The following is a 17,577-nucleotide window of genomic DNA, read 5'->3' as shown; positions in this document are numbered from 1 at the left end:
CCTGTCCACGCAGTATCAAAACACTTGCTGTTTCGCTGCATAAGAATGTAATTCAGGCATGCATATCTGTCCTTTATTTATGTCCCAGATACACCAGCAGAACCGAAATATCCGCCGGGGAAACGCCCGAAATACGTGACGCCTGGCCGATGTTGATCGGACGGTACAGGTTCAGCTTCTGTTTCGCCTCGATGCGCAGGCTCTGGATCTCGTCGTAATTGATATTCTCCGGGATCTTCTTCTCTTCCATCTTCTTAAACTGCTCCACCTGCTTCATCTGGCGCCTGATATAGCCGTCGTACTTGATGTTGATGTTGACCTGCTCCTGCACATCCTCCGGCAGCTTGGGTCTTTTCGGATCTACTTCCGCCAGCATCTTATAATTCAGCTCCGGCCGGCGGATCAGCTCTGCGAGCGAACTTCCGCCGGAAAGCAGCGTTGATCCATACTCTTCCAAAAGCTCATTGATGTTCGAGCTCGTTCCCACATACGTATTCTCCACGCGCTCAATCTCTTCCTGAATCCGCTGTTCTTTTACTTTCAGTGCCTCATACTGCTCCTCGCTGATCAGACCCACGCGGTAGCCGTATTTGCGCAGACGCAGATCCGCGTTGTCCTGACGGAGCAGCAGACGGTATTCCGCGCGGCTCGTCATCATACGGTACGGCTCATGGTTCTCTTTCGTCACAAGGTCGTCGATCAGAACGCCGATATACGACTCCGAACGGTCGAGCACCAATTTCTCTTTTCCCTGTACGCGGAGCGCTGCGTTGATACCCGCGATCAGACCCTGTGCCGCAGCCTCTTCATATCCCGAACTACCGTTAAACTGGCCGCCGGAAAACAGATTTTTGATCGCCTTGAACTCGAGGGACGGCAGAAGCTGTCTCGGGTTGATGCAGTCGTACTCGATCGCATACGCATTCCGCACGATTTTTGCATGCTCCAGACCCGGCACGGTGTGATACATCGCAATCTGCACATCCTCCGGCAGCGAGCTTGACATGCCGCCGACGTACATCTCGTTCGTGTATCGTCCCTCCGGCTCCAGGAACACCTGATGGCGGTTTTTATCGGCAAATTTTACAACTTTATCTTCAATGGATGGACAGTACCGCGGGCCTGTTCCCTCGATCATGCCGGAATACAGCGGCGACCGGTCGAGGTTTTCGCGGATAATTTTGTGCGTTTCTTCATTCGTATACGTCAGCCAGCAGGATTCCTGATCGATCTGTACGCTCTCCGGATCGGTCGAGAATGAGAACGGCACAACGCGCTCATCGCCAAACTGCTCTTCCATTTTCGAAAAGTCAATGCTCCGCTTGTCAATACGCGCCGGTGTTCCTGTTTTAAAACGCACCATCTCCACGCCGTTCGCTTTCAGGGAATCCGTCAGATGCGTCGCCGCCTGCAGGCCGTTCGGGCCGGTATACGTGCTCACATCGCCGTAAATGCACCGTGCATTCAGATAAACGCCGGTACAGAGGACGGCAGCCTTACAGTGGTAAACCGCGCCGGAAACGGCCTTTACACCCGTCAGAACACCGTCTTCCACGATCAGCTCCGCAATCTCCATCTGGCGGATCGTCAGATGATCGGTATTTTCAAGAACCTCGCGCATCGACTGGCTGTACGCCCGCTTATCCGCCTGCGCACGCAGCGAATGCACCGCCGGTCCCTTCGATTGATTCAGCATTTTCGACTGAATAAACGTTTTGTCAATATTTTTACCCATCTCGCCGCCGAGCGCATCGATCTCTTTTACGAGGTGTCCCTTCGACGTGCCTCCGATGTTCGGGTTGCACGGCATCATGGCGATGCTGTCGACACTTACCGTAAATACAACCGTTTCCAGCCCCATCCGCGCTGCCGCAAGTGCTGCCTCGCATCCCGCATGGCCTGCGCCGATGACGGCAATATCAATTGTTTCTTCTAAAACTGCCATTTTTCTTTTATCCTCTTTCTCTATCTACAGCTTTGGATTCTGTCTTAAGCTTTTTCTACTCTGTCAAAATCCGGCTGTCGTTCCTTGTAACTCTATTCCGGCAGATCTTCGTAATCTGTATTTGCTGCCTTTATTTACCTGTACAGAACTTGCTGAAAATCTCATTCACAAGGTCCTCTCCCACCGCTTCACCGATGATCGAACCCAGCTCCTCATACGCATTCATAAGATCAATGGAAAAGAAATCCTCCGGCATACCCATTTCGATACTTTCTGCCGTCAGTTCCAGACTCTTTTTTGCTGCAAAGAGTGCCTGCTTGTGGCGCGCATTCGTAATGTAAACCTCATCGTTGAACGAAATTTCGCCCTGGAAAAACATCTTTTTCATCTGCTCCTCCAGCTCTTCCATTCCTGTCTCTTCCCGCGCGGAAATGCTGATGACCGGAGCGCCTGTTTTCTGCTCCATCTCCTCTTTTTCGATCACAGCAGTCAGATCCGACTTATTCAACAGCACAATCGCCTTGCGCCCTTTCAGGATTTCCATGATTTTTGCATCATTCTCATCAAGCGGCACGGATGCATCCACCACGTAGAGAATCAGATCCGCGTCCTTTGCATGCTCCAAAGCACGGTCCACACCGATTTTCTCGACCATATCCGCCGTTTTTCGGATCCCCGCCGTATCCAGAATCCGAAGGGAAATGCCCTTTAAAACCAGATTTTCCTCGAGCACATCGCGTGTCGTTCCGGCGATATCCGTCACAATCGCTTTTTCCTCGCCTGCCAGCAGATTTAAAAGCGATGATTTCCGGCATTCGGCTTTCCAAGGATCACCGTCTTGATGCCCTCCTGGATCATCTTGCCCTCATCCGCAGATGCAAGCAGCTTTTCCACCTGCTTTTTCTGCTCCGCAACAACCTGGGCCAGCCGCTTTGGATACCCGTCCAGGCTGATGTGCTCCGGGTCGTCGAGCGCTGACTCGATAAATGCGATCTCGTAAATCAGCTTCTCGCGGATTGCCCGGATCGCCTTTTTCACCGTTCCGCGAAGCTGGCTCTCGGAGCTTTTTAAGGCATAGGCACTTTTCGCCGAAATGACATCCATGACCGCCTCGGCCTGCGTCAGATCCATCCTTCCGTTCAGAAACGCCCGTTTCGTAAACTCGCCCGGATCTGCTGCCCGCGCACCGGCATTTAAGACTGCCTCGAGCACTTTTTTCACCGCCAGCACCCCGCCGTGACAGTCGATCTCGACGGTATTCTCGCCCGTATATGTTTTCGGCCCTTTCATCACCATGACAAGGACCTCATCAATCACTTCCTCCCCTTCGGTAATCCAGCCATAATGAATCGTATGGGATTTGACCGCGGAAAGCTTTTTTCCTTCTTTTTTTGCACGGAATACGCGGTCTGCCACTTCGAACGCATCGTTTCCGCTGATTCTTACAATACCAATTCCCGCCGGCGCCATCGCTGTGGACACTGCGGCAATTGTATCATCCAAATGAAATCCTGCCATTGTTTCCAGTCCTTTCTAAAACCTCTCTTTTTGGGGATCCCAGTATTCAGATCCACATCTTTTCTTTCCTTTCGCATGGCTCTGAATAGTTCCATTTTATCAGAAAACCAGAAAAGACGGTACCCCGTATTTTACACAGGTACCGTCTTTTTGCATATTTTTTACGCTTTCTTATCGTTTCGGCGCTACAACAACGTGACGATATGGCTCGCTGCCCTCGCTGTAGGTCTCCACAAATTTATTTCCCTGCAATGCAGAGTGGATGATTCTTCTCTCGTAAGGATTCATCGGCTCCAAAGAAACCGGTCTTCTGGTCTTTTTCACTTTGTAAGCGATGTTTCTTGCCAGGTTTTCCAGTGTTTCTTTTCTGCGCTTGCGGTAATTTTCCGTATCAAGTTTGACACGAACGTAATCCTTCTGCTCTTTATTGACTACAAGGCTGGTCAGATACTGAAGGGAATCCAGCGTCTGTCCTCTTTTTCCGATCAGGATGCCCATATCCTCACCGGCAAAATCAACTTCAAGAGAACCATTCTCGGCATTGTACTCCATCTGGATCTCAACCGGGAGCTCCATGGCTTTGAACACGCCGCTTAAGAACTCAAGTGCCGTTGCCTTGATCTGGGCGATTTCCTCGTCTGTTCTCTGAACTACTTCACGCTCTTCTCTTGGCTCGGAGCGTCTTGCAGTTTCTGCCTGACGCGGAGCAGATTTTCTTTCCGTTTCTTTCTTTACAGCTTCTTTTTTCGGCGCTTCTTTTACCGGTGCAGGAGCTGCCTCTTTTTTCTCTGGTTTCTGGGGTGTTTCCGGTTCTTTTTCCGGTGCGGCTTTTACAGCGGCACGGATCACAGCCGGTTTACTTCCGATTCCAAAGAATCCGGAACTGCCTTCGCTGATGACCTGGATCTCCAGTTTATCGCTGGCAGCCTGAAGCTCGATGCAGGCTTTTGTAATGGCGTCGTCCACGGTTTTTGCGGATACTTCGATAAACTCCATAAAGATTTACCCCCTATTTTTTCTTTTTGCTGTTCTTTTCATCAAACTGTTTTACCATGTTTGCTTTCGCAGCGATGCTTCCGGCGCGGTATTCCTGATTGCTGTTGTAATACTCAGTCGAAGCCTTTCTTGCTGCCTCTTTTTCCTCAGCAGACGGCTCTTCGTTCTCCTGTACCTGAATATTACGCACACTCTGCGTTGCAGCCTGTGTGATTTTCTGCGGCGGAAGGCCGGCTTTTTCTCTCTTCTTTGCAGCTTTTTCCTGGTTTTTGCGGATCACCTCATCCATGTCGATCGAGGACATATGGCGGTTGATGATAACCTGCTGTACACTTCGAACGAGCGCACCGGCGATCCAGTAAATACCAATACCGATGGAGAATGATAAACACATAAATGCGGAGAAAACAGGCATTACCGTGTTCATGGTCTTCATGGAATTTTCCATGGAGTTTGCTGTCTTATTTCCGTTGTTGGAAGATGGTGCCTGCGGCATCAGCTTGTAGTTCAGCCACTGGGTAAACCATGCCAGAATCGGCACCAGAATTGCTCCTGCAATCAGAAGCGCAGATCCGTTTGCCATACCCTCGCGGATGACATCCATCGGAGACTGTGTGATATTAAATCCAAGGAACATGTTGATATGCTTGGACTCCGCGGCGGTTTTTGTAATGGTATCCGCAATACCGGAGAACTCGCTGATGTCAGCCAGCTTCGTCCACTGGGACGGTTTCAGCACATAAAACATGTCCAGAAGGTTATTTTCGGTTAATGTTTCACTTACTTTACTGTACATGGTAACACGGTTATCTGTGATAAACTGTGTCAGGATGTCAGAATATCCTGATACACCCATCATCTGTGTTGTCAGTCCCTGGAATACATTGCGGACACTTCCGATATATCCCGGAATATGATAGATAACCTGGTACAGTGCAAGCAGAATCGGCATCTGAATCAGCAGTGTACTGCAGCTTCCTGTCGGGGAGACACCGTATTTCTGATAAACTGCCATGGTTTCTTCAGATTTTTTCATCTGAGAAGCCTGGTCTTTTTTGTTCTGATATTTCTTTTCAATTCTCTGCAGATCCGGCTGCATTACGCTCATCATCTTCGACATCTTCTGCTGCTTGATCTGAAGCGGCGTCAGAACGAGATAAATGATAATCGTATACAGAATAATCGCAATACCGATATTCGGAATTCCAATTTTTTCCAGACAAAAATAAATTCCATTGATCAGCCAGCCGAGGATCTGGCATACCCACCCGATAATCGGCCACGTTGATTTACTCAGTACGATATCCAAAACGTCTTTTCCTCCTTATTTATCTACGGCACAGGGTCGTAACCTCCGTGTGAAAACGGGTTACATCTCAGTATTCTCCATAATGCCAGCAGACTTCCTTTGAAAGCACCATATTTCTGAATCGCTTCCAGCCCGTACTGCGAGCAGGTCGGCGTATAAGGGCAGTGCACCCTCTTCAGAGGAGACAGGTACTTCTGATAAAACCGGATACCTTTTATCAATACCGTCTTCATTTTTCTGTTTCCTTTAATATATGATGCAGTTTTCCCAGATGCAAAAGTGCTCCCTCTATCTCGAAATACGTACAGTTTTTTGCATTAACTCTTGCGATCACAACTACATCCATTCCACACTGAAATTCCTCTTCATGCAGACGATAACTCTCCCGGATCAGTCTCGCCAGATGGTGGCGCACAACGCTGTTTCCAACCTTTTTACTTACTGAAATTCCAATCCGGTTCCGTCCCAGCTGATTTTTCTTCACATACATGACCAGAAATCGGTTTGCAAACGATGTTCCCTGCTTATAAACCAGCTGAAAATCTCTGTTTTTTTTCAGGCTTTCCGAATATTTCATGAATCCATTCTTTCCTTCATGATTTGTCTAAATTTTCTTTTCCTTGAATAGCTTTAGATAGAAGAAAAGACCACATAAATTTTATGCGGCCTTTGGTTTTATGCTGATAATTTTTTTCTTCCTTTTAATCTTCTTGCAGCTAAAACTTTTCTTCCACCTTTTGTGCTCATTCTTGCTCTGAATCCGTGAACTTTAGCTCTGGATCTTTTTTTCGGCTGAAATGTCATTTTCATAAGATAAGGCACCTCCTTTAAATTCTAATCAATAACTGCCTGCAAGGCAGTATTTCACTACATGTATGACAGAAAACATCATTTCAATTATATTCATAAACCCCCATTTCGTCAACCCTAAAATCAATAATTTTCGCAGTTTTTTCGGGAAAAATGCCGCTCTGACGCGGTTTTCCGGTCTGCCGCTGCCCGTGCCTTCCGTGTGCTGATTTTCGGTTTATCCACAACTTATCCACACTGTCCGCCGCACGCGTACAAATATCAGTTCGATTTTTGTGCTTTCCACACGATATCTTGTAACCGTAATCAACATTATCCACAATCTGTGGATAACCTTGTGGATAACTTTCGGTTTTGCTGTGTACAACCTGTGGGCATTTCCAATTTTTCCAGTATTTACGCCATGTATAATGTGTATATAAGTTTTCCAGACTTTACACATTTCGGTTTTTCCAGCCCTCTATCCACAATTTTATCAACATAAGATTCCCTGTTATCCACAAACTATCCTCCATTTCATCAACAGGAAAATTTTTTACACATTCTGTGGATAAAAAAATAATTATCCACATTTTTGGGTTGAATAAAACGGCATTTTATTATATCATATAGAAGTAAAAATGCGACTATTCGGGGAAAATTTCGTTTTCCAGACAGAAGTTATCCCCAAAAAGCAATGATTATAGAAGCGGAGCGACAGAAAAAGCATGGAAATCGTACAAGATAAATGGAAAGAAATACTGCAGAGAGTGCGGGACGAGCACGAATTATCTGAGATCTCCTTTACTACATGGATTGAACCACTTACGATCCATTCGGTTGAGGACAATCTGATCACAATCCTGGTTCCATCCGAAAAAATGGGTCTCGATTACGTGAGCAAAAAATATACTCTTCCTATTAAAGTGGCAATCGCGGAAATCACAGGTGTCAACTATGAGATCCGCTTTATTCTTCCGGAAGAAGTGAAACAGGAAAAAGCGCCTGCTCCCGTCCAGAAAAATCTCTATGTGCCGAACCTGAATCCAAAGTATACCTTTGATACCTTCGTGGTCGGCAGCAATAACAAATTTGCCCATGCAGCTTCTCTCGCCGTGGCCGAATCCCCGGGAGAAATCTACAATCCGCTGTTTTTATACGGTGGTGTTGGACTGGGCAAAACCCATCTGATGCACTCGATCGCACATTTTATTCTTCAGAAGAACCCGTCTTCGCGGATTCTCTACGTAACGAGTGAAGAATTTACCAATGAAGTCATCGAGGCTATCCGAAACAGCAACAACACCGCAATGACCAAATTCCGTGAGAAATACCGCAATATCGACGTACTTCTCATCGATGATGTGCAGTTTATTATAGGAAAGGAATCCACGCAGGAAGAGTTTTTCCATACCTTCAATACGCTGCACGGCGCCAACAAACAGATCATCCTTTCTTCGGATCGTCCCCCGAAAGACATGGATATCCTGGAAGACCGCATCCGTTCCCGTTTCGAATGGGGACTCCTTGCCGATATCCAGAGCCCGGATTATGAGACGCGAATCGCCATTCTCCGAAAGAAACAGGAATTAGATGGCTATTCCGTCAGCGACGATGTGATCGAATACATCGCTTCCAATATTAAATCGAACATCCGTGAGTTGGAAGGCGCTCTCAACAAAATCATTGCATACGCAAACCTTGAAAAACGTGAAATCAACATTGATCTTGCAGAGCAGGTGCTGCGCGACATCATCTCCCCGAACGAGAAGAAGGTCATCACGCCGGAATTTATCATCGACACCGTTGCAGATCACTTCGATATTACGCCGTCCGACATTGTCGGCAGCAAGCGGAGCAGCAAAATCGTATTCCCGCGCCAGATCGCAATGTATCTGTGCCGCGAAATGCTCGATGCCCCGCTGACCGGAATCGGAAAAATGATGGGCGACCGCGATCATACCACTGTCATGCACGGCATTGAGAAGATCGAAAAGGAAATGAGTGCTAAAGACAGTGTCCGCAACACGGTAGACATCTTAAAGAAGAAGATCAACCCGTCGAAATAGGCGGAGCCTTTGTAACTCTGTCAAAACGGTTAAAAACGATTTACATTTATATAAGAAGAAACTCATCGGTTGACAGGCCCTTATTTATACACAAACCGATGTGGAAAGCCTGTGGATGAATTGTGGACAAATTTGGGGCCTGAAGTTATCAACATTTCATACACAGGTTCACGTTCGATTATTCACAGAGTTATACAGATCGATTTTTCCAGTATTTCCGCATTCTTGACGGGGTTTTCCACATATCCACAGCCCCTACGACTAAGACTACGGATTTTTACTATATTTTTTCTTTATAAGCAGACTCACCAAGCAGTGAGGAAAGGAGAGTTATCCACAATTATGAAATTAGTGTTTGACAAAGCAGACCTTGTAAAAAGCGTTGCCATTGCGATGAAAGCTGTTTCCGGTAAAACTACGATGCCAATTCTGCAGTGTATCCTGATTGATGCATCTTCCAGCCAGATCAAGTTTACCTCCAACGATATGGAACTCGGAATTGAGACCCTTGTCACAGGTATGATTCTGGAACGCGGTGTTGTTGCTCTGGATGCAAAGATTTTTTCTGAGATTGTAAGAAAACTTCCGGATAATCAGGTTACAATAGAGACAGATGAAAACCTGGTAACAACAATTACCTGCGAAAAAGCAAAATTCAATATTCCGGGACAGTCAGGAGAAGATTTTTCCTATCTGCCGATTCTGGAAACTTCTGACTGTGTTTCCATTTCCCAATTCACCTTAAAAGAACTGATCCGTCAGACCATTTTCTCCATTGCAGCCAATGAGAACAACAAACTGATGACCGGTGAGCTTTTTGAAATCAAAGATAACACACTTCGCGTCGTATCTCTGGACGGACACCGTATTGCGATCCGCAGAATTGAGCTGAAAGATTCGTATCCGGACCGAAAAGTCGTTGTTCCGGGAAAAACCCTGAACGAAATCAGCAAAATTCTGTCCGGCGAGATGGATGATCAGATTGATATTTACTTCTCGGAAAACCACATTATGTTCAAGTTCGATGATACAACGGTCGTTTCCAGACTGATCGACGGTGAATATTTCCGCATCGACCAGATGCTTTCGAGTGATTACGAGACAAAAGTGACGATCAACAAAAAAGAATTCTTAAGCTGTATCGACCGTGCGACACTTCTTGTCAAAGAAGGCGACAAAAAACCGATCATCATCGACATCCAGGATGGAGCGATGGAACTGCAGATCAACTCCGCGATGGGTTCCATGAAAGAAGAGATCGATATCAACAAAGAAGGCAAGGATATTATGATCGGTTTTAACCCGAAATTCCTGATCGATGCACTTCGTGTTATTGACGACGAGGAAATTTCGATTTATCTGGTCAACCCGAAGGCTCCATGTTTTATCCGGAACGAAGAAGAGAGCTATATCTATCTGATTCTGCCGGTAAACTTCAATTCCGTGAGATAAGTCACATAAGTTTGAAATCTGCCGGAACCTTTTCTGAAAGAACTTTCAGCGGTTTTACAGCCACACAGGTTGAAAACTGCGAACTTACGTGAGGAAAAGGCACGGCAGTGCAGGAGGAAAAAATGGAAATTATTACGCTGCGTGAAGATTACATCAAACTGGGCCAGGCATTAAAAGCTGCGGCTCTGGTAGAAGACGGCGTGGAAGCAAAGCTCGTCATCAAGGACGGCGAAGTGACCGTAAACGGTGAAGTAGATACCCGCCGCGGCCGCAAGCTCTATGACGGAGATATTGTCTGCTACAATGGAAATGAGATACAAATTAAAAAATAAGGCTTAAAAACTTAAGCTGATTTTTCACGGACGAGTGCTCATGTATATCAAATCTTTAGAACTGAAGAACTATCGGAATTATGAAAACTTATGCATAAATATCAGCCCCGGAACGAATATTCTCTACGGCGACAATGCCAGGGAAAGACGAATATTCTCGAGGCTTTATATCTGGCGGGTACGACGAAATCGCACCGCGGCAGCAAGGACCGCGAAATCATCCAGTTTGACCGGGAAGAAGCCCATATCCGGATGATGGTGGAACGGAACGGCAGCACGCATAAAATCGATATGCATCTGAAAAAAAATAAATCCAAGGGAATCGCCATCGATGGAGTTCCGATCCGCAAAGCGTCGGAACTTTTTGGCATTGTAAATATTGTGTTTTTCTCTCCGGAGGACCTGAATATCATCAAAAACGGTCCTGCGGAGCGCCGGCGTTTCCTCGATAGCGAAATTTGTCAATTGTCAAGACTATACATGATCGAGCTTGCCAATTATAATAAAGTGGTGGCACAGAGAAACAAGCTGCTCAAAGAGATTTCGTTTTCCGGCAGAATGGCGGATACGCTCGAGATCTGGGATGAGCAGATGGTCCGCTATGGAAAAAGCATTATTTCCGAGCGGAAAAAGTTTATCAGCCGCCTGAATGATATTTTATCCGAGATCCATCAGAATCTGACCGGAGGAAAGGAGCAGATTCTGATTACCTATGAACCGAATGTGTCCGAGGAAGCGTTTTCCGAAGAGTTAAAAGCCGGAAGAGAGCGTGATCTGCGTTTCGGACAGTCCTACACCGGGCCGCACCGGGACGATTTCTGTGTGCGGGTCAACGACATTGATATCCGTAAATACGGTTCCCAGGGGCAGCAGAGGACGGCGGCGCTTTCGCTGAAACTGGCGGAGATCCGTCTGGTCGAGGAGGAAATTCACGATACACCGGTTTTACTGCTGGATGATGTTTTGTCGGAGCTGGACGGCAGCCGGCAGAATTATCTTCTGCAGAGCATTCACAGCATACAGACACTGATTACCTGTACCGGACTGGACGAGTTTGTCGAAAATCATTTTGAGGCAAACAGCGTATTCCAGGTGGTCGAGGGATCTGTGTTTCACAAAGAAACAGGAGGAATCTAAATGAGTACAGAGAACATGGAAAAGACAGAGTATGGTGCAGACCAGATTCAGATTCTGGAGGGTCTGGAAGCCGTACGGAAGCGCCCAGGTATGTATATCGGCAGTACCTCCGCACGGGGACTTCACCATCTGGTCTATGAGATTGTCGACAACTCGGTAGACGAGGCACTGGCAGGATACTGCAAAAATATTGACGTTACGATTAACCCGGACAACTCCATCACCGTCATCGACGACGGCCGTGGTATTCCGGTCGGCATCAATCATAAGTCGGGCCTTCCGGCCGTTGAGGTTGTCTTTACGGTGCTGCACGCAGGCGGAAAGTTCGGCGGCGGAGGGTACAAGGTATCCGGCGGTCTGCACGGCGTTGGTGCATCCGTTGTAAATGCGCTGTCCAACTGGCTTGAGGTGCGCGTTTATCACGATGGAAAGGTTTACTTCCAGCGGTATGAGCGCGGAAAAACCATGAATAAGCTGGAGGTCATCGATACCTGTCCGATCGAAAAAACAGGTACCGAGGTCCGTTTCCTGCCGGATGACACGATGTTCGAGGAGACGGTTTATGATTACGACGTTTTAAAAACAAGACTCCGCGAGACCGCATTTCTGACCAAGGGACTGCGCATTGTTCTGCGCGATCTGCGCACGGATCCGGTAGTGGAAAAAGCATTCCACTACGAGGGCGGTATCAAAGAGTTTGTCAGCTACCTGAACAAGAGCAAAACGGCGCTCTACCCGGACATCATCTACTGCGAGGGAGAAAGAGACGGCGTTCTCGTTGAGGTTGCGATGCAGCACAACGATTCCTATCAGGAAAATACGTACGGTTTCGTCAACAACATTACGACGCCGGAGGGCGGTACCCATATCGTGGGCTTCCGGAATGCGCTGACGAAAACCTTTAATGAATATGCAAGAGCAAATAAACTGTTAAAAGACAGCGAACCGAACCTGACCGGAGAGGATATCCGCGAGGGTATGACGGCGATTGTCAGCATCAAAATCGAGGAGCCGCAGTTCGAGGGCCAGACAAAGCAGAAACTTGGAAACAGCGAGGCGAGAGGAGCAGTCGACAATATCGTGAGCACTCAGCTCGAGCTGTTCCTGGAGCAGAACCCGGCTGTCGCAAAAACGATCGTTGAAAAGTCCCTGCTTTCCCAGCGTGCGAGAGAGGCTGCAAGAAAAGCGCGTGACCTGACGAGAAGAAAATCCGCACTGGACGGTATGTCCCTGCCTGGAAAACTGGCAGACTGTACCGACAAGGATCCGAAAAACTGTGAGATCTTCCTGGTCGAGGGAGATTCCGCGGGCGGTTCCGCAAAATCCGCGAGAAGCCGTGCAACGCAGGCGATCCTGCCTCTGCGTGGAAAAATCCTGAATGTAGAGAAAGCACGTCTCGATAAAATTTATGCCAATGCCGAGATCAAAGCGATGATTACGGCATTCGGAACCGGAATCCACGACGATTTCGATATCACCAAACTGCGCTACGACAAGATCATCATCATGACCGATGCCGATGTCGACGGCGCGCACATCGACACACTGATGCTGACGTTCCTGTACCGCTTCATGCCGGAGCTGATCAAACAGGGCCACGTTTACCTGGCACAGCCGCCGCTGTTCAAGATTGAGAAAAACAAAAAAGTATGGTACGCATACGACGACGATCAGATGAATCAGATCCTCAATGAGATCGGACGCGGAGATAATAAGATCCAGCGTTACAAAGGACTGGGAGAGATGGATGCGGAGCAGCTCTGGGAGACCACCATGGACCCAGAACGCCGTGTTCTGCGCCGCGTTGTGTTCGATGAAGAGTATTCTTCTGAAATTGATCTTACCTTCAATACGCTCATGGGCGACAAGGTAGAACCGCGCCGTGACTTTATCGAAGAGAGAGCAAAATACGCAAACAACCTGGATATCTAAAAAGTCCTGTGAACTGAAGTGGAGGAAAAGATGGAAGATAATGTTTTTGATAAAATTCACGAGGTCGATCTGAAAGACACGATGGAGGAATCCTACATCAACTATGCGATGAGCGTAATTGCATCCCGTGCACTTCCAGACGTCCGCGATGGCTTAAAGCCGGTACAGAGACGTATTCTGTACTCCATGAGTGAACTGAACAATACGCCGGATAAGCCGCACCGTAAGTGCGCGCGTATCGTCGGTGATACGATGGGTAAATATCACCCGCACGGCGACAGCTCTATCTACGGAGCACTCGTCAACATGGCACAAGACTGGGCAACCCGTTATCCGATGGTGGACGGCCATGGAACTTCGGTTCCGTCGACGGCGACGGCGCTGCGGCTATGCGATACACCGAGGCACGTTTAAGCAAAATCTCGATGGAGATGCTGGCGGATATCAACAAAGACACCGTAGACTTCGCCCCGAACTTTGATGAAACCGAAAAAGAGCCTGTTGTTATGCCGGCCCGCTACCCGAACCTTCTGGTAAACGGTACTTCCGGTATCGCAGTCGGTATGGCAACGAACATCCCGCCGCACAATCTGCGCGAGGTGGTAAGTGCCATTGTAAAAATTATTGATAATATCATCGAGGAGGACCGTACGACAGATCTCGAGGAGATTCTCGGCATTGTAAAAGGCCCTGACTTCCCGACCGGAGCAGAAATCCTCGGCACCCGCGGCATCGACGAGGCTTACCGTACCGGCCGCGGTAAAATCCGTGTTCGTGCGGTATCAAACATCGAGACACTGCCGAACGGAAAGAGCGAGATCATCGTAACCGAGATCCCGTACATGGTAAACAAGGCGCGCCTGATCGAGAACATCGCCGCGCTGGTAAGAGATAAAAAGATCGACGGCATCACCGGCATTGCGGACCACTCCAACCGTGAGGGTATGCGCATCTGTATCGAACTGCGCCGCGACGCCAATGCAAACGTCATCTTAAACCAGCTGTACAAACATACCCAGATGCAGGATACCTTTGGTGTGATCATGCTTGCACTGGTAAACAATCAGCCGAAAGTCATGAACCTTCTGGAGATGCTGACGTATTATCTGCAGCACCAGGAAGAGGTTGTGACGAGAAGAACGAAATACGACCTGAACAAAGCGCAGGAGAGAAGCCATATTCTGGAAGGACTCTTAAAAGCGCTTGACCATATTGACGAAGTGATCCATATCATCCGTGCATCCGCGAATGCGGCAGAGGCGAAGAAGAACCTGATGGAACGCTTCGATCTGAGTGATGCCCAGGCCCAGGCAATCGTAGATATGCGTCTGCGCGCTCTGACCGGTCTGGAACGGGAGAAGCTCGAGAACGAGTACAAAGAGCTGATGGCGCGCATCGAGCAGTTAAAAGCCATCCTCGCAGACCGCAAGGTGCTTCTTGGCGTTATCCGCAGGGAGATTCTGACCGTATCCGAAAAATACGGCGATGACAGAAGAACTTCCATCGGCTTTGATGAGTACGATCTCTCCATGGAGGATCTGATTCCGCGCGAGAATACCGTCATCACCATGACGAAACTGGGCTATATCAAACGTATGACCGTTGACAACTTCCGCAGCCAGAACCGTGGCGGCAAGGGAATCAAGGGCATGCAGACCATCGAGGACGACTACATCGAGGAGCTTCTGATGACGACGACCCATCATTACCTCATGTTCTTTACGAATACGGGAAGAGTCTACCGTCTGAAAGCATACGAGATTCCGGAGGCGTCCAGAACCGCAAGAGGAACGGCGATTGTCAACCTTCTCCAGCTGCAGCCGGGAGAGAAGATTACCGCTGTTATTCCAATGCGCAAATATGAGAAGGGCCATTATCTGTTTATGGCAACGAAAAAGGGACTGGTGAAGAAGACGCCGCTCGAAGAGTACGAGAACGTCAGAAAAACGGGTCTTGCTGCCATTGCGCTCCGCGATGATGATGAACTGATTGAAGTTAAGACAACTGATAACGAGAAAGAGATTATTCTGGTAACGAAATTCGGCCAGTGTATCCGCTTCAAGGAAAACGATGTGCGTACGACAGGCCGTGTTTCCATGGGTGTACGCGGCATCAACCTTCTGGACGGCGATGAAGTAGTCGGCATGCAGATCTGCACGCAGGGAGACTATCTCCTTGTCGTATCCGAAAACGGCATGGGCAAACGGACGCCGATGGCAGAGTTTACCGTACAGCTCCGCGGCGGCAAGGGTGTCAAATGCTATAAGATTACCGAAAAGACCGGAAACCTGATCGGTTCCAAGGCAGTCAATGAGGATAATGAGATTATGATGATTACCACAGAGGGAATCATTATCCGTACACCATGCTCCGGCATTTCTGTTATGGGACGGATCACGTCCGGTGTCAAGCTGATGGATGTGGACGGTGAAATCAAGGTTGCCAGCATTGCAAAGGTAAGAGACAAAGAGGCATCCGAGGAGACTCCGGTTTCGGTGGAAGAGACCGAAAGTGCTTCTGAGGAAACGAAGGAATAATACAGCGTCGCAAAACGTGTCTGAGAGAAAAAAGCTCAGGCACGTTTTTCTCGTTTGGGGAAGGGGAGAAAAATATGAAACGAATTTTACTGATGGTGCTGCGGAATCTGCTTCTGGTTCCGTGGATGTGGTGCCGGCTCTGTTACCATGCAGCGCATCCGGACAAGTACAGTCTGGAAGAGCACTTTAAAATGCTGCGCTTTATTGTACAGCGGGCGAACAAAGGCGGAAACGTCATTGTGGAATCCTATGGAGCAGAAAATCTTCCGGAGCAGGACGGTTTTGTGATGTATCCGAATCACCAGGGACTGTACGATGTGCTGGCGATCGCAGGAGCGTGCTCGCGTACCTTTACAGTTGTTGCCAAAAAAGAGGTAGAGCATATTCCGTTTTTAAAACAGGTCTTTGCGTGCATCCACGCGCTGTTTATGGACCGGGAAAATCTGCGGCAGTCAATGCAGGTTATCAATGAGGCGGCCGATGTCGTAAAAGAAGGCAAAAACGTCATTCTGTTTCCGGAAGGAACGAGGAGCAGAAAGGGAAACCAGCTGCTGGAGTTTAAAAGCGGCAGCTTCAAGATCGCAGTAAAAGCAAAATGCCCGATCGTGCCGGTTGCGTTAAAAAACTGTTTTGTTCCGTTTGACTCCAATACCGTCCGTCCCGTAACGGTAGAAGTCCATTTTCTCGACCCGATCCCATACGAGGAATACCAGGGAATGAAGACAACAGAGATTGCCGAGATGGTAAAGAAGAGAATTGAAGCCGTCGTAACCGCGTAGCGGTTTCAGAAAAGAGCGTGATATGCGCTCTTTTCTGCTATTCTGGGGGCTGATTTGGGTTCTGTAAGGCATATTTTCTATAATAGTAAGAAAAAAACAAAAAATTCGAAAAAACGGGTTGACAAGAACGTAAGGTTTTTGTATAATAAACCATGCGTCACGAATGAGTGACTGCACATATCATTTTATATTTAGGCATTTGGAGAAGTACTCAAGTGGCTGAAGAGGCGCCCCTGCTAAGGGTGTAGGTCGGGTAACCGGCGCGAGGGTTCAAATCCCTCCTTCTCCGTTTAAAAGCCAAAAACAAAATGATATTTTTGTGGAAAAAGTTCTTGACAGACAGTTTCACATCTGATAAGATAGCAGAGTTGGTGATAGGTTTGAAAAAACTAATCCAAAAAATAAATCAAAAAAGTTCTTGACAAAAGCGAATGAGTTTGATAAAATAAACGAGTTGCTGATCGAAAGAACAGCGAAGAAGTTAAAAAAACTTCAAAAAATAAATCAAAAAAGTTCTTGACAAACGAAAAGCTCTGTGGTAAAATAAACGAGCTGATCCGAGTCGGAACAGCAAAGATCCTTGATAATTAAACAATGAAACACATCCTCGAAAGTTCTGAATAAGTAATTCAAAACGATCGAAAGATCCTTTAAAACAGTAAAAGGGATAAATTAGCTAGTATGTTGATTTTGAACTTGGAACAAACATTTTATCAGAGAGTTTGATCCTGGCTCAGGATGAACGCTGGCGGCGTGCTTAACACATGCAAGTCGAGCGAAGC

Annotated in this window: 11 protein-coding genes, 1 tRNA gene, 1 rRNA gene and 3 pseudogenes; 9 read left to right on the top strand and 7 right to left on the bottom strand. The window is 47.6% G+C overall.

The window, feature by feature from the left end:
* Positions 1–73 precede the first annotated feature (73 nt).
* The 7 genes and pseudogenes from mnmG to rpmH all read right to left on the bottom strand — a co-directional run bounded on the left by mnmG (position 74) and on the right by rpmH (position 6,578).
* Entirely contained in the window at positions 74–1,945 is a 1,872-nt protein-coding gene (gene mnmG / locus DW965_RS13050; RefSeq protein ID WP_118697734.1) for a tRNA uridine-5-carboxymethylaminomethyl(34) synthesis enzyme MnmG, read from the bottom strand.
* Positions 1,946–2,075: 130 nt separating this feature from the next.
* Positions 2,076–3,463: pseudogene (gene mnmE, locus DW965_RS22190) on the bottom strand (tRNA uridine-5-carboxymethylaminomethyl(34) synthesis GTPase MnmE).
* A 171-nt stretch (positions 3,464–3,634) separates the two neighbouring features.
* Positions 3,635–4,459 (bottom strand): RNA-binding cell elongation regulator Jag/EloR, encoded by an 825-nt coding sequence (gene jag, locus DW965_RS13040; protein WP_118697736.1) that lies wholly within the window; start codon positions 4,457–4,459, stop codon positions 3,635–3,637.
* A gap of 13 nt (positions 4,460–4,472) precedes the next feature.
* On the bottom strand, positions 4,473–5,768 hold the full coding sequence (gene yidC, locus DW965_RS13035; RefSeq protein WP_117802685.1) for a YidC/Oxa1 family membrane protein insertase: 1,296 nt from the start codon (positions 5,766–5,768) through the stop codon (positions 4,473–4,475).
* Positions 5,769–5,791: 23 nt separating this feature from the next.
* Positions 5,792–6,001, bottom strand: coding sequence for a membrane protein insertion efficiency factor YidD (gene yidD, locus DW965_RS13030; RefSeq protein WP_022462271.1), 210 nt, complete (start codon positions 5,999–6,001; stop codon positions 5,792–5,794).
* Entirely contained in the window at positions 5,998–6,345 is a 348-nt protein-coding gene (gene rnpA, locus DW965_RS13025; protein ID WP_022462272.1) for a ribonuclease P protein component, read from the bottom strand. The genes yidD and rnpA overlap by 4 nt, the downstream gene beginning before the upstream one ends.
* A 98-nt stretch (positions 6,346–6,443) precedes the next feature.
* Entirely contained in the window at positions 6,444–6,578 is a 135-nt protein-coding gene (rpmH, locus tag DW965_RS13020; RefSeq protein WP_005952426.1) for a 50S ribosomal protein L34, read from the bottom strand.
* Between the two features lie 707 nt (positions 6,579–7,285).
* Here rpmH and dnaA point away from each other — a divergent pair.
* From dnaA to DW965_RS12975, 9 genes and pseudogenes are all read left to right on the top strand, one after another.
* A complete protein-coding gene (gene dnaA, locus DW965_RS13015) occupies positions 7,286–8,626 on the top strand; it encodes a chromosomal replication initiator protein DnaA (RefSeq protein WP_022462273.1) in 1,341 nt (446 codons plus the stop codon).
* A 342-nt stretch (positions 8,627–8,968) separates the two neighbouring features.
* On the top strand, positions 8,969–10,078 hold the full coding sequence (gene dnaN / locus DW965_RS13010; protein ID WP_117762031.1) for a DNA polymerase III subunit beta: 1,110 nt from the start codon (positions 8,969–8,971) through the stop codon (positions 10,076–10,078).
* 122 nt (positions 10,079–10,200) lie between these two features.
* On the top strand, positions 10,201–10,410 hold the full coding sequence (locus DW965_RS13005) for an RNA-binding S4 domain-containing protein (RefSeq protein WP_117802687.1): 210 nt from the start codon (positions 10,201–10,203) through the stop codon (positions 10,408–10,410).
* Positions 10,411–10,450: 40 nt separating this feature from the next.
* Positions 10,451–11,547, top strand: a pseudogene (gene recF, locus DW965_RS13000) (DNA replication/repair protein RecF).
* Positions 11,548–13,479: a DNA topoisomerase (ATP-hydrolyzing) subunit B gene (gene gyrB / locus DW965_RS12995; protein ID WP_022462277.1), complete on the top strand. Its 1,932-nt coding sequence runs from the start codon at positions 11,548–11,550 to the stop codon at positions 13,477–13,479.
* Between the two features lie 30 nt (positions 13,480–13,509).
* Positions 13,510–16,016, top strand: a pseudogene (gene gyrA / locus DW965_RS12990) (DNA gyrase subunit A).
* A gap of 74 nt (positions 16,017–16,090) precedes the next feature.
* Positions 16,091–16,795 carry a lysophospholipid acyltransferase family protein gene (locus tag DW965_RS12985; protein WP_117802689.1) on the top strand — a complete coding sequence of 235 codons (705 nt, stop codon included), beginning with the start codon at positions 16,091–16,093 and terminating at the stop codon, positions 16,793–16,795.
* A 201-nt stretch (positions 16,796–16,996) separates the two neighbouring features.
* Positions 16,997–17,084 (top strand) — tRNA-Ser (locus tag DW965_RS12980).
* Positions 17,085–17,505: 421 nt separating this feature from the next.
* Positions 17,506–17,577, top strand: a 16S ribosomal RNA gene (locus DW965_RS12975); the annotation flags it as partial.

Origin of the sequence: Blautia sp. AM47-4, assembly GCF_003479865.1 — a bacterium.
Taxonomy (GTDB): domain Bacteria; phylum Bacillota; class Clostridia; order Lachnospirales; family Lachnospiraceae; genus Fusicatenibacter; species Fusicatenibacter saccharivorans.
This window is presented reverse-complemented; position numbering and strand designations above follow the sequence as displayed.

What these genes read in the sequence shown, in the direction of transcription:
- mnmG (WP_118697734.1), bottom strand. Translation starts at nt 1,945, where the DNA reads ATGGCAGTTTTAGAAGAAACAATTGATATTGCCGTCATCGGCGCAGGC.
- dnaA (WP_022462273.1), top strand. Translation starts at nt 7,286, where the DNA reads ATGGAAATCGTACAAGATAAATGGAAAGAAATACTGCAGAGAGTGCGG.
- DW965_RS13005 (WP_117802687.1), top strand. Translation starts at nt 10,201, where the DNA reads ATGGAAATTATTACGCTGCGTGAAGATTACATCAAACTGGGCCAGGCA.
- rpmH (WP_005952426.1), bottom strand. Translation starts at nt 6,578, where the DNA reads ATGAAAATGACATTTCAGCCGAAAAAAAGATCCAGAGCTAAAGTTCAC.
- yidD (WP_022462271.1), bottom strand. Translation starts at nt 6,001, where the DNA reads ATGAAGACGGTATTGATAAAAGGTATCCGGTTTTATCAGAAGTACCTG.
- DW965_RS12985 (WP_117802689.1), top strand. Translation starts at nt 16,091, where the DNA reads ATGAAACGAATTTTACTGATGGTGCTGCGGAATCTGCTTCTGGTTCCG.
- dnaN (WP_117762031.1), top strand. Translation starts at nt 8,969, where the DNA reads ATGAAATTAGTGTTTGACAAAGCAGACCTTGTAAAAAGCGTTGCCATT.
- rnpA (WP_022462272.1), bottom strand. Translation starts at nt 6,345, where the DNA reads ATGAAATATTCGGAAAGCCTGAAAAAAAACAGAGATTTTCAGCTGGTT.
- jag (WP_118697736.1), bottom strand. Translation starts at nt 4,459, where the DNA reads ATGGAGTTTATCGAAGTATCCGCAAAAACCGTGGACGACGCCATTACA.
- gyrB (WP_022462277.1), top strand. Translation starts at nt 11,548, where the DNA reads ATGAGTACAGAGAACATGGAAAAGACAGAGTATGGTGCAGACCAGATT.